Raw genomic sequence first — 15987 nt, forward strand, 5'->3', positions numbered from 1 at the left:
AGTAAAACATGGTAATACGTAGCTTATTTAGTAAAAAGAAAGAGGACGGACAGGAAAAGGGATTTCCAGAAGGACTTATGACAAAATGTCCAGAATGCCGTCACATTCAGTTAACAAAGGAATTAGAAAAAAATCATAAAGTGTGTACAAAATGCGACCATCATTTCAAAATGACTGCACAGGAGCGCGTAGCATATTTCTTAGATGAAGGTTCATTTGTTTCAATGGATGATCATTTACAAACAAGTAATCCACTTAATTTCCCTGATTATGTAGAAAAAATTTCAGTGGCTAAACAACAAACGGGATTAAGCGAAGCTGTACTGACTGGGTTAGGAACTCTTGATGGAGAAGAAATTGTTGTAGCCATTATGGATTCTCATTTCCGTATGGGCTCAATGGGCTCCGTTGTAGGAGAAAAAATCACACGTGCCGTTGAAAAAGCTATTGAATTACGTGTACCGGTTATTATCTTTACTGCTAGTGGTGGAGCGCGCATGCAAGAAGGTATTCTATCATTAATGCAAATGGTAAAAACGAGTGTGGCATTAAAACGTCATAGTGAAGAAGGACTATTATTTATTTCGATCATGACGCACCCTACATACGGTGGCGTTTCAGCAAGCTTTGCTTCTGTTGGAGATATTAATATTGCTGAACCACAAGCATTGATTGGCTTTGCTGGTCGCCGTGTCATTGAAGAAACATTAAGAGAAAAATTACCAAATGATTTCCAAAAATCAAAGTTTTTACTAGCACATGGTCAGCTTGATGCAATTTTCCATAGGAAGGATTTACGAAACCAAGTAGCAATACTTGTAAAAATGCATACAAAAGGCGGTGTGCAACATGTCTAAAAATTTAGCTTTTGAAGAACCAGTAGTACAATTACGAGAAAAAATTGATGAATTAAAAACGATTGCTACAGAGGCAAATGTAGACATGACAGGCGAAATCGAAAAGCTTGAAACACGTCTAACACAGCTAGAACAATCTATTTATGCCAATATGAAGCCATGGGATCGTGTACAGGTTGCTAGACATCCAGAACGACCAACAACTTTACAATATATAGAAGCTATGTGTGAAAACTTTATTGAGTTACATGGAGATCGTACATTTGGTGATGATGCAGCTATTCTTGGAGGAATTGCTCTCTTTGAAGGACAGCCCGTAACAATTGTTGGACATCAGCGCGGAAAATCAACTAAAGAAAATATTAGACGAAATTTTGGTATGCCACACCCTGAAGGATATCGTAAGGCATTACGCTTAATGAAGCAAGCTGAGAAATTTAAGCGCCCAATTATTTGTTTTATTGATACAAAAGGAGCCTATCCGGGTAAGGCAGCCGAGGAACGCGGCCCAAGTGAAGCCATTGCTAGAACTCTCTCTGAAATGGCCATTCTAACAGTACCAGTTATTAGTATTGTTATTGGGGAAGGCGGAAGTGGAGGTGCCATTGCATTAGGGGTAGCTAATCGCGTCTTTATGTTAGAGAACTCAACGTATTCGGTTATCTCGCCTGAAGGGGCTGCATCGATCTTATGGCGAGATGGTAGCCTAGGGAAGCAAGCTGCAGAAGCAATGCGGATAACAGCACCTGACTTAAAAGAGCTTGACGTTATTGATGGAATAATCCCTGAAATAACGGGTGGAGCACACCGCAATGTTGTGAAGCAAGCATTTTATATAAAAGAATGTATAAGCGTCACACTAAAAGCATTGAATTCCCTAAATGGCGAACAATTAATTGAAGATCGCTATGAGAAATTCAGAAAGATTGGACAATATACAGAAGCCTAAATTCATTTTTAGGTTTTTGGACATGTGAATTTGTTCGTAAAGAGAGAAAAATTGTTTCTTAAATAAATTAATATTCCAATGAATGATGGAAGAAAAAAGAGTTGTAGTTTGTAAAAAAGATTGATCATTGATAATATAGTTCGATTATAAATGATCGATATTTTAAAACCCACGCATTTTGATAAAAGTTTGATCAAAATGCGTGGGTTTCTTCTATAAAAAATCAACGTTTGCAACAAAATCAAACTTTATTCCAAACCAATATGAGCTAATATCGATTCTATTTAGAAAATCGTAAATTAAAGCCTAAAATATACAAAAGGTAATTATAATAATTCGATATTAAAATAATCGTTTTTTATCAATCATTTTCAAAAGTTTAGACTTTGATGTCTATGTACAAGTCATTTCGTCTCACTATTATTAGTATACTTTTCAATGAAACATAACTTCCTATAATTTATATTATGTAAACTAAAATTATTTGGCGTGGAGGAGGGCTTAGACACGTCAACTACTCATAATGTATATGGACAAGAACTTTTAGACAAATTGGACAAGAACCTTTAGACAATGCCACAAACCTGCCTTCTTTGCTCGAGGATTATAAAGAATTCTTATTATTTGGACAAGAACTTTTAGACACTTTATTTTATTTGGGGACAAGAACTTTTAGACATTTTATTCTTTGTATTCAAGAATTGATAGGACTTTTTCAATTTATAGGACAAGAACTTTAAGACACTTTAATTTTTTAAAGGACAAGAACTTTTAGACATTTTATTTTTTTGATTAGTTGATAAGATGAAAATGTTCATGGATAAGAATCTACAGGCATTTTAGATAGGAATGTCTGGACATAATTTAAAACCTTTCTTTTTGTAAAAGAATGTCCAGACAATCATATTTTTCAGTGTAATTTAATAATAAAATTTCAGTAAAAATAGACCCGTTCACATTTTTATGAAATTTGCTCCAAGTAAAAACCTTTATTAAACTATACTAGTATTTTTTCATAACATTAAATATATATAATTAGTAGAATTAATCACTTCTTTTTTCCATTATGATGGTATCATGCCACTTTCCATGTAACTGAGCAATTTTTTCTCGAGTTCCAACAACTCTAAATCCCATCTTTTTATGTAATTGAATACTTGATGCATTGATGGCGAAAATAGATGATTGGAGTGTCCAAAACCCTGCCTTTTCACTCTCTTCAATTAGTATTTTAAATAGTTTTGAGGCAATACCTTTCCCTTTACTATCACTTGATATATAAACACTAACTTCTCCCACTCCAGAATAAACGGCGCGTGTAGAGACGGGTGAAATGGCAATCCAACCAACTACTCTATTATGTTCTTCTGCAACAAAGCGCAAGGTCGCATGATGTCTTTCATCCCATACCTGTTCACTTGGCACAATTGTTTCAAAGGTTGCCATCCCTGTTTCGATTCCTTCTTTATAAATCTTTAATACCTCTTGTAAATCCTTATTTTCCATTTTACGAACAATAAGTGTGTCCATTCCATTTCCCCCTTGAAAAAGGACTGCTAGCTTTCGCTAACAGTCAAATTATTAACAACCTTTATTTGATTGATTGACAAGATTAATACTACATACGCCTGTTTCTGGTAATTCTAATTCCACACGTTTCGATGCTTCTTCATCACCTGATAAATAAGCTGTTATAGAACGAACCTGTTCGTAGCCGGTTGCCATTAAAAATGTTGGTGCGCGTCCATAACTTTTAGCTCCTACTATATAGAAGTCCTTTTCAGGTTGGCGTAGTATTTCTTCACCATGCGCTCTTACTGTGCCACAACTATGCACATTAGGATCAATTAGTGGCGCTAATGCTTGCACACTTTCTGTTGCTGTATCGATAGATAAACGCAGTTCATTGTTCATGGTAAAATCAGGTCGATTTCCTGCATTAACAATAAGTTCATCGAATCCTGTAAGTACTTTTTGTTCTCCATTAATAGTACCTACAATATGGATATTTTCTTCTTTTTTCACCTGTGAAATATAGAAAGGTGTTACTACCTCAATTTTTCCTGTATCTACTAATTCATGGATGCGAATACCCAATGCGCCACGTGCTGCCAACGCATCTTTTTCCTCCCCGCCATAGGCCTCTTCTACAGATCTTTTACGCATAATCCACACAAGCTTTGTTGAAGGATTATCTTGTTGTAATTCAGCCAAAGCTAATAAGGTATTGATCGCTGAATGACCACCACCAATGACAGCAACCTTCTTATTTGCATATCTCTTAGGATTCGTATTTATATCTGGAATACCATACTCAATATGATCTGCTAATGCTTTTTCATTTTTCAGCCAAATACCTGTAGAATTTGCCGGGTTTGGGTTCCCCCATGTTCCTGTTGCATCAATAACTGCTTTGGCCTCAATAATATCGATGTCATCCTCTTTTTCAACATAAACATTAAAGGACTGATTTAATCGATTTTTTGATTTCATTTTATCATTTAATTGTCGTGAAATACCTACTACTTTTGAGTTCAATCGGATACTTGGTTTTATTTGTGTTAACTCTGCCAAAGGTTTTAAATAAAGATCGATTAACTCATGCCCCGTAGGTATTGTTTCTAAGTTAGGTTCTAACCAATCAGACCCCTCTAATAGTGATTTAGCAGCTTTATTGATGTTATAACGCCATGGAGAAAATAGTGTGACATGCCCCCAAGTACGAATATTGTGTGCTATTTCATTGCCAGCCTCAAGTAAAATAAATGTCTGGTTTTGCTCTACTAAATGAGCAGCAGCAGCTAATCCGATAGGACCTGCACCAATGATTACAATCGGTAAATTCTTATTGGAATAATTAACAGTCTCTTTGACTTCAATGTCCTGAACAGGAGTACAACAAGATTGATTTTGGTTGATTACTTTTAGTGTTTTCATATAAACTTCTCCTTTTTTTCTCTATATAAGTATTCCCTTATATAAAATTTATTTTTTACGTCTAGCAGTAAGCTAGACGTAATTTATTTAAGCTTTTGTGATAGTTATTAACACACTTCAATTTCACACATGATTTTATCAATTTCTTTTATAGCTTTTTCAAATTGCAACCATGTAGAAGTGCCGTAATGATCCATATCTCCTTTAAAAAAGAAATCAAAAGCAAACTCTTTTGCCTGTATCAATGTGTATTCTCTACTATTCATAATTAACTTTAAATAAGCGATAAAATAATCTTTAGTTAATACGCTAGCATGATTTACAGTCATTTTAATATCCTCCAATAACGGATTGAATAATGCTAAGACAGTCTGTAAAATTAGGATATATGTTTAGCAAGATGTTTGTGAGTATCCAACTAATACTAAACCTAGTTCACCATTCTCTTCTTCCGCATGGATCGTCACATCTGTTAATTGTGGTGCAATATCAGGATGAATTGCCACTTCGATACCTTCAATTGTTTGAATTGTATCTTGTGCTGCTGGTGCTTCTAAGCCTACACCTAAATTAACCCCACAGCAGCCTGCAATACCAAAGAAACGAAGCGTTTTAACCTCTGAATCAGTTAATACCTGTTCTAAATAACTTTTACCTTCTGGACTCATTTTCATTTGATTTTCTCTCCTTTTAATTTATGTAAGCCTTGTGTTCCAATCGGTGGCATTTTTACCCATGGAATGGCCACAAATTGATTATTGCTGATGAATCTAACTTCTTTTAGCCATTTCATTTCAGCTTGTTGTTTTTGAATTAATGTTGGACTTGTTGTGTAGATAGATGAAAATGTCTGATTTACTACCCACCAATCAACAGATAATCCAGCACGGTGTAAATCTTCTTGTAAGCGCGAAGCTTCAAAAACAGGTGTTGCTTCAGGAAGAGATACAATGGCAACACTCGTATAAGAGGCATCACGCAACCTTGGTAACAGGTTTGAAACAGCTGGAGGAATATTCCTTTGTGAACGGCTTATTTCGCGATGATAAGCTTCTGTTGCATCTAATAACAGCAACGTATGCCCTGTTGGTGCGGTATCAATAATTATGACTTCATCTTGATGATTTTCTACAACGTTGGCAAATGCTCTGAATACAGCTATTTCCTCTGTACAAGGAGAAGCCAAATCCTCTTTCACAATTGCTAAACCTTCCTCATTCATCGTTTCACTTGCCTTTGCAAGCACTTCAGCTTCATAGTTTGCCACTTCTACTTTTGGATCAATACGACTGATCGTTAAGTTTTTAACGTTATCATCACCGAATGTCCAATCGAGGTGTGCGGCAGGATCTGTTGTAGTTAAATGTACATGAGTACCCTCTTCTGCTAATCGCAATGCAATATAAGAAGCCAAAGTTGTTTTTCCAACTCCACCTTTGCCCATCGTAAAAATGAGTTTCGGTCTACGTTCTAAATAATCTGCAATCATTTCTTCTATCCCAGGAATCTTAGTTTCTTCATATGATTCATCTTCATGTATAACTTCTTTGTTAGTCATCCATGCTTGCATACGCTCAATACTTGATAAAGAGTATGGTACAAACGGTAAGTAAAAATGTTCATATCGATTTAGTTCTTCAGGAATTCTTGTTAATGCATTAGATTGGCGCGTAATGAATGCCTCTTCGATTTCATCAGTAGAATTGACATTATTCATATATCCATTAATAAGTAAAATCTGATTTTCAATACCGATTTCAAACAGCTCGTAAGAAGCACGTGCTGCTTCTTTTAAAGGGTTTTCTTCAGGACGTGTCACCAACATTAAAGTTGTTTGATTAGCATCCTTTAAACGATCAACAGCCTCTTTATAAACTTCACGCTGTGGCTCTAGCCCTTTTAAAGGACCTAAACATGAAGTGCCAGTCGTGTTTTCATCTAGAAACGTAGACCATGCAGAAGGCAATTGTAATAATCGTAACGTATGCCCTGTTGGTGCTGTATCAAATACGACAGTGTCAAAATTCCCCATCACTGAAGTATCAGTCAATAGTGATGCAAATTCATTAAAGGCGGCAATTTCTACTGTGCAAGCACCAGAAAGTTGTTCCTCCATATTTTGTAATACCACTTCAGGTAGTTTTCCACGGTACGGACCAACCATTTGCTCTTTATAATGTTGTGCCGCCTGTTCAGGGTCCAAATTTATCGCAAATAAATTGTCTATGCCTTCAATTTTTGTTGGACTATAAGAAAGCGTTTGACCAAAAATATCTTGTAAATTGGATGCGGGATCTGTACTAATTAAAAGTACCTTTTTCCCTTCATTTGCAAAGGCTATTGAAAGGCTACAAGCAACCGATGTTTTCCCAACGCCCCCTTTCCCCGTAAAAAACAGGAATGGGGTGTCTGGGAAATGACTTCTTGTAAAGCGTTCCATCTTACGCATCTCCTTTTAGTGACAAGCGTACTTTTGGCTTTTGTAGTAATTCGTCTTCTGAAAGACCTGACCAATGTGAAAATTGTTCATTTGTTGGATAGATCCCTTTGCAAAGTAATTCTCCATCCACAAACGTTGCAGGTAAGGCATCCATTCCTTCTGACATTAATAGTTGATTGATTGCTTCGTTTTCTACAAAAGCATTTGGTTCGTTTGTAAGATTAAATCTTTCAGCTTCTATGTTTGTTTTCTTTAAATTATTCATAATAAATGACATACGCAATAATTCTGGGTCTATAGAGGGTCCACATAAACCTGTAGAACAGCACATTGCTGGTTCATAGATATGAATTTTTTTCAAATTATTTCAGCTCCTCAGCTACAAATTGTTCAATGCGTTTACCAATTGCATCACGAACATTTTGGAATACAGCCCACTTCTCTTCATCCGTACCTGTCGCTTTCGCTGGATCTTCAAATCCCCAATGCTCACGACGAACGTGAGGAGGTGTCATTGGGCATTTATCAGCTGCATCCCCACATAACGTGACAACTAACGTGGCGTTGTTTAATGTCTCAAAATCAATTAAATCGGATGTGTGATTTGAAATATCAACCCCTACCTCCGCCATCGCTTTAATGGCCTTCGGATTTACGCCATGTACTTCAATACCAGCACTTTTTACAGTCCAATTTGTTGGGAGTAATTTTTTTGCCCATCCTTCAGACATTTGACTACGGCATGAGTTCCCCGTACATAAGAAATAAAGTGTATTTGTCATAAAAATTGCTCCTTATAATTTAATGGTTTTAAAGTATTTTTTCTGCCAACGTAAGGCAACCCATACAAGTCCTATGAGAACAGGTACTTCTACAAGTGGACCAATAACAGCAGCAAATGCCACGCCACTATGCAGGCCAAACACACCAACTGCAACCGCAATCGCTAGCTCAAAGTTGTTACTTGCAGCTGTAAAAGAAAGAGCTGCTGTGACAGGATAAGATGCACCTACTTTACGGGAAGAGAAGAATGACACAGCAAACATGATCACAAAGTAAATAAATAATGGAATAGCAATTCGCACTACATCAAGTGGCAGTTCTACTAATTGCTCACCCTTTAAAGCAAACATCATCACAATCGTGAACAGCAGTGCAATTAAAGTAAGTGGTGAAATTTTCGGTAAGAACTTTTCCTCATACCACTGATTCCCTTTTGCTTTAATCCCTATCCAACGTGTGAGGAATCCTGCAGCAAATGGTATCCCTAAGTAAATTAGAACGCTCTTTGTAATCTCCCACATAGAAATGGATACATTGAAATTCTCTAAACCAAACCAACCAGGTAATACATTTAAGAAAAAGTAAGCAAAAATAGAATATGTTAAAATTTGAAAAATAGAGTTAAATGCTACTAAACCAGCTACATATTCACGATCTCCACGCGCTAAATCATTCCACACAATCACCATGGCAATACATCGAGCTAAGCCAATCATAATGAGTCCAGCCATATATTCTGGGTAATCATGTAAGAAGATAATCGCTAAAAAAAACATGAGGAACGGGCCTAGTAACCAGTTTTGTAAAAGTGATAGTAATAGTACTTTCCAATCTTTAAACACTCGCCACATTTCTTCATACTTTACTTTCGCTAATGGGGGATACATCATGACAATTAACCCTATAGCAATAGGTATGGACGTTGTGCCAATAGACATGGACTCTAACGCTTCACCAACATTAGGCATGGTGATACTTAATACAACACCTATTCCCATCGCAACGAATATCCAAAGGGTAAGGTAACGATCTAAAAAAGAAAGCTGTTTTGTTAAAGATTCATTACTCATTTATATTTCCTCCTACATGGCAGCAATCTGTGCCACAGTTGCACCCGTTTAAAGGCTGAATTTCTTCTAAAATGCCCTTCATCAATGGCGTTTGATCCTCTACTAAACGGTAATGTTTCCAAGTCCCTACTTTTCGTTCCGTAATAATGCCTGCCTCCTTTAATTTTCGTAGATGTTGACTAACTGCTGGTTGTGATATTCCTAGCACATCCACAAAATCACATACACATACCTCCCCATTTTTCATGCATGCAAGTAATTTAATGCGATTTAAATCAGCTGCTGCTTTTAATTGTTTTTCAATTAGTGTATTTTCCATTTATCTGCACTCCTTATATAACTTTTTGCTTATATATTGTTTTAAATAAAATCACCTCGTAACAAGGTGAATCAATCAGTATATAACTATATTCTTATATTATGATTTAATGTTTTGAATTGCAACAGATATTTACCCATTTTGAAAAAATTTTTTCTTTGTAAAAAGTGTACGTTCAGTTACCTAAACGTACGCTTTAAAAGAAAGTGATAAAAATTATTTTATCTCCATTAATTTTTCTTTCTTTAGTAACGAGTTATGGAGAAGGTGTACAACAAAAACTAGATTTAGCCATAGCTTTATTTAAGAGTTCAATTGAACGTAAAACAGTTTCTTTTTCGAAGTCATTCAAATGCGAAAAAACTTCATTTAAATAATTGTTTATCATTTCATTAATTGTAGTAGCGAGAAATGTCCCCTCCACTGTTAATGACAAAATGTACACTCTTTTATCTGATGCTAGAGGAGTTTTTTTGACAAGATTCATCTTAGTAAGAGATTGAATCTGTCTACTAAATGTAGTAATATCCATTCCTATTGCCTCTGCTACTTGTTGCATGGATGGGTTATTTTGTTTGTCTATCTCATATAGGATATGGCTCTGTATTGGTGTGATATCAATCGAGCCTACGGTACAACATGTTTTATTTAGTAAAGCAAACTTTTGAGTTAAAGCTTGAAAAAGTTCACGTTTATTATCCATTTAATCATCTCCTATAAAGACATATATATTATTTATTTGCAAAATGCAACTAAAATATAATTAACTTTTTTTGAAGATGTTTTCCCTACTTCAAAAATTTCTACTTTTCAAGTGATGAAGTAAATCTTTCACAACATACTCGGCATCTTCTCCCACCCCTCTTAAAGTTGCAGATGCAAATGATCGTTGTCCTTCTAATCCCACATAATACAACCCAGGGATAATGCTAATACCTGCCTTTTGTAAAGGCATTCCTTCTCCATCTAATGCACCGAGTAATTTCATATAGGGTAAATGTGGTCTGAATCCTGTGGCATAGATAATGGTATCTACAGGTTCCCTTTCTCCATCCGGCCATATAACTCCATCTTCATAGAAAGAAGTAAACATTAAACGTTGTTCTGGATTCCCCTTACTAATTCGATCTTTATATCTTCCTGTGTCATTCACGGCATTTGTTCTGGGTGCAGTTTTACCAAAACGCCAGAAAGGAAAGGTATCAAAGCCAATTATTTTTAACCAGTAATGTATATCCAATCCAAGTAAACGTTGTTTTACAAATTTTATTGGTTGTCGTACTGAAAGAGTAGTTTTGCTAACCTCAGATAATTCAATAGCAATCTGCACAGCCGAATTTCCTCCTCCAACTACGATTACCCTTTGGTTGTGAAATGCCTTTGTATTTCGATACTCTGAAGAGTGAAGTGTTTTTCCTTGAAAAACTTCTCCACCTTGTATTTTAGGAATATAAGGATTATTAAATGAGCCTGTAGCGTTTATGATTGTTCTAGCTTGAAATATTTCGCCTGTGTCAGTTCGAACAATAAAACCTATTTTATTGTTCTCAATCAAATCTACTCTCTGATTAATTAAAACAGGTAATTGGAACTTTTTTTTATACTCCTGCAAGTATCGAATAACTTCATCCCTTTTCGGATAGTGATTTTGACTACCAGGAAACTTCATACCAGGTAAAGAGGAAACACTTGCTGGAGAAAACAATTTAAGACTGTCATAATAACTTGGCCAAGATCCCCCAATTTGATTACTTGCCTCCAATATTAAAAATCGTAGACCTTTCTTCTGTAAATGAAAACCTGATGCTAGCCCTGCCTGCCCTCCCCCAATTACGATTGTATCTAGTATATCTTTCATTCTTATTCCTCCCTTATTTATTTGTATTTTGCAAGTATTATTGTAAAATAAACATGTTCAAGATGTTTATTTTGTCTTAACATATCCCTTTAATTAAAATACTATGTAGAATATTTATAACGTAATTACTTGCAAATTGCAATTAAAATAATAAAATAAACCACTCTACTGAGTGGTTTATTGAATTCTCAAATATAATCAATTTCCTGATTATTTATCTTTCTTTTCATACGTATTAAATACTTCATTCGCAATATTTATAATTAACCGAACTTCAGCTTCATTTCTATCTTCTACCATGTTTTGTAAGATCATAATTAATTCTTTTTTTTCAAAGTACTTATTATTAAAATTTAGTGTATCAAAATTAACGATACTACCTGGTGTTTCTTCCAGGCCTTCAATAATCTTTTCTAAGGATTGTATGGTAATATTCCTATCGCCTCGTTCAACCCCAGCCACATACGAAGTTTGGAGACCACATTTCTCAGCCAATTCTTCTTGAGTAAGTTTCTTCAACTTTCGGATTTCTTTGATGTTGCTACCAATTAATTTAACTAAACTTTCCACAAAATCACCTCACATTTAGACTATGTGAGGTTTGTACTATCTTACAGCTACATATAGTATAAATTTGATTGAAATATGAACTTATAAGTACTATAATGTTTTAGTATTAAATTTACTTAAGGAGTTTTTAATATGAGTAATAATTTACCTTCAAATATAGCAATAGAGAATGTATTACAATCTAAGATGCGCGGTCGTGTTACTTACCAGGGGTTTGTCTCATCTCAAATTGCAGTCAACTTTTCATACTCCAAACTTTATAACGACTCTTCTGGAAAAGGCTATCAACGTCCTATAGATAAAAAACGATGTAAAGATTTTGCAAATTATCTTTCTCAAGGTGAAGATGCTCTTTACACACCTATTTTATTAAATGCTTCAGGAAATTGGGAGTTTCATGCATATGATGGTCATAGAAGGAATTTTGGGAGATTAATATGCACAAAAAAAGCTACATTGATGGATGGACAGCATAGATTAGGAGGGATTAGTGAATATATAAATGAAACAGATAGCACATTAAACGTTCCCTTTTTGGCTTTTCATTATTTAGATGAGGATGAAGAAATTAAATTATTTGATGTAATCAATTCAAAAGCTAAAGGTATTGGTACATCACTAAGTCGCTATTTAAATAGAGATAATGATGACCTTAGCTGGGTAGCTACAAACTTAATTCTTAAGCCAGAAAGCCCTTTTTTTAGTAAAGGGACCCTAATTGGAAGAAGAACAAAAGATAAAAATATTACATTACAAAATCTGTACAACATCATTAGTTTACTAACTAAAAAATCTGCTTTAGCCAGCCTCTCTAAAGAAAGAAAATTAAATATAGCTTTATTTTACTTCAATTTAATAAAAGATTTGTTTCCAGAACAGTGGGACGATAATCAGTTGTATAGAATGACGCATATTACATGTTTAAATGCATTAGCCATTGTAGGAAATAAAATAATTAACGAAAATTATTCATTAAAATCCCATCAACCTGATTCCGTTAATTTAAAAAAGATGTTAGGAAACCTAAAAGAAATTGATTGGTTATCTACAGGAAATTTAAAGTATCTAAAAGGTGCAGCAGGTTCTAAAATGTTAGCAGATGATATTTTAAATTGTTTAAAAAGCTAGATATTAAAATGAAAATAGCCTTTATTTTTTGGAGGCTATTTTCATTTTAATCATATATAGTTTTGAATTTTTCACTTTTAGCCTAGTCTATACGTAAGCCAAAACATAGAGAATTACGTTCCTTTAAATTCAGATTAGTTAAATTTCTATATAAAGTAATTTTTGCAAGAAAAAGTCATAAACATATCACTTTGTCGAAAATATACTACTCATCTACCATTGATTTTCACTTTTTATCTTTTGCTTTTTATATCAATACTTACTTATTACTTTCAAGTATAGTTTTAAAATTGTTTCTTAAAATTTTATACAAATCTTCGATTTTACATTGTTTTAATGTTGAAATAGACACAATCAAATCGTCAAAAAGCTTTATATCATACTTATTTTTAAATGTTTTAGTGAATGGACCGTCACTTTCAAGAAGAATGCGATTTAACGGAATAACCTCTATTATTTTCCTACCGTTTATACTCTTTATCATTTCATTGTTTATTGAAAAATAGTAGCCATTATTAATGGCTCTTCTTGTATCAGACTGATTGCCATTAAACCAATGCAGAATAATTATCCCGTTAAATTCAGGTCCTATAATATCTATTACTTCTTTTGCAGCTTTTCTTGAATGAATACTTAATATTTTATTGCCAAATGAATGGCACTCTTTAATACACCTCTTGAAAAACTCTAATTGCAGATTTTGATATGATGAGTACTCTTTACTGAAATCTAATCCTATTTCGCCAATATATCGTACTTTTTTAAGTTTTTTAAAAAATTCAGTTATTTGCTCTGGAAATTCATGTATTAATTCTGGATGTAAACCAAGGGCAAATCGAATATATTTAGTATTAGGAATATTATTCTTAGCTTTTTCATATAATATTGGTAGGTTTGTTACTGCAATTGTATATGATTTATGTTCATTAATATATTTAATAATGTTATCTGAGTCTTTGTATAAATCTAAATGTACATGTGTGTCAAAGTGAAATTTGTTCATGTATACTCTCCAATAATTCTTTTAGTTCATCCATTCCACGGTCATAAACTTTAACAAAATTAGAAATGTTTTTTGATATTGGTCCTGAATTTTGAATGTTCATAAATGAGTACTTTTTGTTATATTTATGTAATCCTATATTATAAGACATTAAATTCATTTTAGCTGTTTGACCACTTTCAAAATATAGATCTCTATACGTACTAGTATCTGATATATTTGCTTTTTTTATTGAGGCTCTTCTAATAATACATGGTAAACATGTTCCGCAATGTGAAGTTGTTGATTCTCCATACAATCTACCTAAGTCTGGATGAGAACACGACATTGTGTTTGCTAGATTTTCTTTCAAGAAATCAATATTTTGGCAATTTAAAATCATTTCACCCTTTGTTTGAAATTGATAAGGATTTTCTAAATAAATATCTATATTTAAATTGGAAAGCAGATTTTGTAAAAGTTCCATGTAATATGGATGTGTTGTTCTAGTGCTACTGCTTCCCAATCTAGAATTAGTTAGAGGAATGTTTAAAGATATATACCCATTTTCAGGAATTAACAATGTCATTCTTTTTTGAATAGCAGTTCCTAAAAGAATAGCATGTGCGAAGAACATCAAAGATCTTGTCCTAGTAGTGTCTTCTACTCCATTTTTTGCACTAGCATAAAAGCTATAAAAAGTATGTGAGTCTAAATTATAAGTCTCATTAAGCGAGGTAAATAAAGCATTTTGATACTCTCGGACTCCCTTACCTCCACCATAATGACTAACAAATAATATTTTATCATTAGGATAATTTTCAATTGCGTCTATAACACCTATAAATGAATCTAGTCCTCCTGAAAACATACATAATTTTTCGTAATCATATTTTTCTTCTGCTTTCAATATCTCTTCTTTGAGTTGTCTTTCTTTTTTTGTGAGTCCTCTTTCTCGGAATACCAATTCCCAATTATCCCCACTTAAAAAATTTAAGATAGACTCTATTAAAGCTTTATTTTGCTCCCACTTTTGGATTGATAACACAGGAATATGAAGTTTTATATTTCTTTTCCAGGCATTTTCACCATAATCTCTAAGTAAAACTCTATCTGCACCAAACACTGACAGTGATATGTAAAATAAATCTAAACCTTCATCACTGAAAAAGTTGGGTAGTGATTTTAAATTTTTATCCCAAAATGTATATGTAAATATAGAATTATCACTTAAGTTGTAATCTATATAATCATTTTCAATTTTGTACGTATCTTCACTATCTATTCTAATTAAAAGCTCATTTTGAATCATAGATAATCCTCCAATACTTCATAACATTCTTTGTAAATGTCTTCAAAGACATCTTCTATGCTACTTTGATTATAATCTATATTTTTAAAGTCAATTTCTCGTAATTTAACACCAGTATGCTGGATGATATATTCCTTTACTTCTGATTCTTTTTCAATAGCAAGATCAGTATCAGAAGCATATTGTTCGAAACGACTTTCCAAATCATTTAATAATCGTTCAAATATAAAGCTAGAAATAAAAGTGGCCATAACTGTATCAAAGAATTCTTGATTTAAAGATTCTAAAGATTTAATATCCATATCATTTTGTTCTACAAATTCATAGAGTTGAGAGAGAGCATCAATTGAAGCTTTTCTTGCTATTGCATCTTCTTTCAAATTTGATTCTGGAACTAAGACATTAACTAGAGTTGAAAATAGCTCCTCAACTCCTTTTCCTTTAAAATTGACACTTAAACGTTGAAGTGTATTCTCTAAACCTTCAGAAGATATCGAAGATAGGAATCTTCCTAGATTTACGGCTGATTTAATACCACTTCTAGCTGTACTAGCAGCGTTGCTTGCACCGCCTAGTGCTTTAGTATAACTTCGTAAAACCCTTCCTCTGTTACTATGGCTTTCATTAATATACTGTGACATAGAATTTTTGGCAGTTTTCCACGGAGCTAATGGTTCTTTTCCTTGCTGTTCTTCATCCCCATCTCGCTCATTAGGATTAAAACCTTCTGGTAGTAGAGGATTATTATCTATTGGTCCTTTATATATACTAGAAGTTCCCAT

Annotated in this window: 18 protein-coding genes; 3 read left to right on the forward strand and 15 right to left on the reverse strand. The window is 33.8% G+C overall.

Annotated elements, in window-relative coordinates; all coding sequences use genetic code 11:
- Positions 1-8 precede the first annotated feature (8 nt).
- Both accD and CRI88_RS12395 read left to right on the forward strand, forming a co-directional pair.
- A complete protein-coding gene (accD, locus tag CRI88_RS12390; RefSeq protein WP_058843559.1) occupies positions 9-857 on the forward strand; it encodes an acetyl-CoA carboxylase, carboxyltransferase subunit beta in 849 nt (282 codons plus the stop codon).
- Complete coding sequence (locus CRI88_RS12395; protein ID WP_036126268.1) at positions 850-1806, forward strand: acetyl-CoA carboxylase carboxyltransferase subunit alpha; 957 nt, start codon at positions 850-852, stop codon at positions 1804-1806. Before accD ends, CRI88_RS12395 begins: the two co-directional genes overlap by 8 nt.
- A 1044-nt stretch (positions 1807-2850) precedes the next feature.
- Here the strand turns inward: CRI88_RS12395 and CRI88_RS12400 are convergent.
- From CRI88_RS12400 to CRI88_RS12455, 12 genes are all read right to left on the reverse strand, one after another.
- On the reverse strand, positions 2851-3336 hold the full coding sequence (locus CRI88_RS12400) for a GNAT family N-acetyltransferase (protein ID WP_101966668.1): 486 nt from the start codon (positions 3334-3336) through the stop codon (positions 2851-2853).
- 51 nt (positions 3337-3387) lie between these two features.
- Positions 3388-4743: an NAD(P)-binding domain-containing protein gene (locus CRI88_RS12405; protein WP_101966669.1), complete on the reverse strand. Its 1356-nt coding sequence runs from the start codon at positions 4741-4743 to the stop codon at positions 3388-3390.
- 107 nt (positions 4744-4850) lie between these two features.
- Positions 4851-5072, reverse strand: coding sequence for a hypothetical protein (locus CRI88_RS12410; RefSeq protein WP_101966670.1), 222 nt, complete (start codon positions 5070-5072; stop codon positions 4851-4853).
- A gap of 63 nt (positions 5073-5135) precedes the next feature.
- Entirely contained in the window at positions 5136-5417 is a 282-nt protein-coding gene (locus CRI88_RS12415; RefSeq protein WP_101966671.1) for a Fe-S cluster assembly protein HesB, read from the reverse strand.
- Positions 5414-7183, reverse strand: coding sequence for an arsenical pump-driving ATPase (gene arsA, locus CRI88_RS12420; protein WP_101966672.1), 1770 nt, complete (start codon positions 7181-7183; stop codon positions 5414-5416). The genes CRI88_RS12415 and arsA overlap by 4 nt, the downstream gene beginning before the upstream one ends.
- 1 nt (position 7184) lies before the next feature.
- Positions 7185-7544: an arsenite efflux transporter metallochaperone ArsD gene (gene arsD, locus CRI88_RS12425; RefSeq protein ID WP_101966673.1), complete on the reverse strand. Its 360-nt coding sequence runs from the start codon at positions 7542-7544 to the stop codon at positions 7185-7187.
- Position 7545: 1 nt separating this feature from the next.
- On the reverse strand, positions 7546-7965 hold the full coding sequence (arsC, locus tag CRI88_RS12430; RefSeq protein WP_101966674.1) for an arsenate reductase (thioredoxin): 420 nt from the start codon (positions 7963-7965) through the stop codon (positions 7546-7548).
- A 12-nt stretch (positions 7966-7977) separates the two neighbouring features.
- Positions 7978-9036 (reverse strand): ACR3 family arsenite efflux transporter, encoded by a 1059-nt coding sequence (arsB, locus tag CRI88_RS12435; RefSeq protein WP_101966675.1) that lies wholly within the window; start codon positions 9034-9036, stop codon positions 7978-7980.
- Positions 9029-9355 carry an ArsR/SmtB family transcription factor gene (locus CRI88_RS12440; protein ID WP_101966676.1) on the reverse strand — a complete coding sequence of 109 codons (327 nt, stop codon included), beginning with the start codon at positions 9353-9355 and terminating at the stop codon, positions 9029-9031. Before CRI88_RS12440 ends, arsB begins: the two co-directional genes overlap by 8 nt.
- A 256-nt stretch (positions 9356-9611) precedes the next feature.
- Entirely contained in the window at positions 9612-10058 is a 447-nt protein-coding gene (locus tag CRI88_RS12445; RefSeq protein WP_101966677.1) for a MarR family winged helix-turn-helix transcriptional regulator, read from the reverse strand.
- Positions 10059-10148: 90 nt separating this feature from the next.
- Positions 10149-11213 carry an NAD(P)-binding domain-containing protein gene (locus CRI88_RS12450; RefSeq protein ID WP_101966678.1) on the reverse strand — a complete coding sequence of 355 codons (1065 nt, stop codon included), beginning with the start codon at positions 11211-11213 and terminating at the stop codon, positions 10149-10151.
- 210 nt (positions 11214-11423) lie between these two features.
- Entirely contained in the window at positions 11424-11783 is a 360-nt protein-coding gene (locus CRI88_RS12455) for a helix-turn-helix domain-containing protein (protein ID WP_101966679.1), read from the reverse strand.
- 132 nt (positions 11784-11915) lie between these two features.
- On the opposite strand from CRI88_RS12455, the gene CRI88_RS12460 reads away from it, so the two are divergent.
- A complete protein-coding gene (locus tag CRI88_RS12460) occupies positions 11916-12911 on the forward strand; it encodes a DGQHR domain-containing protein (protein ID WP_101966680.1) in 996 nt (331 codons plus the stop codon).
- A 259-nt stretch (positions 12912-13170) separates the two neighbouring features.
- Here CRI88_RS12460 and qatD read toward each other — a convergent pair whose 3' ends face one another.
- From qatD to qatB, 3 genes are read right to left on the reverse strand one after another with little or no spacing between them, the layout of a single operon-like run.
- On the reverse strand, positions 13171-13914 hold the full coding sequence (gene qatD, locus CRI88_RS12465; RefSeq protein WP_101966681.1) for a Qat anti-phage system TatD family nuclease QatD: 744 nt from the start codon (positions 13912-13914) through the stop codon (positions 13171-13173).
- The gene (gene qatC / locus CRI88_RS22890; RefSeq protein ID WP_101966682.1) at positions 13895-15205 is read right to left on the reverse strand and encodes a Qat anti-phage system QueC-like protein QatC; all 1311 of its coding nucleotides are present in this window, start codon (positions 15203-15205) and stop codon (positions 13895-13897) included. Before qatC ends, qatD begins: the two co-directional genes overlap by 20 nt.
- Complete coding sequence (qatB, locus tag CRI88_RS12475) at positions 15202-15987, reverse strand: Qat anti-phage system associated protein QatB (protein WP_101966683.1); 786 nt, start codon at positions 15985-15987, stop codon at positions 15202-15204. The genes qatC and qatB overlap by 4 nt, the downstream gene beginning before the upstream one ends.

It is taken from the genome of Lysinibacillus fusiformis (assembly GCF_002845985.1).
Classification (GTDB): domain Bacteria; phylum Bacillota; class Bacilli; order Bacillales_A; family Planococcaceae; genus Lysinibacillus; species Lysinibacillus fusiformis_D.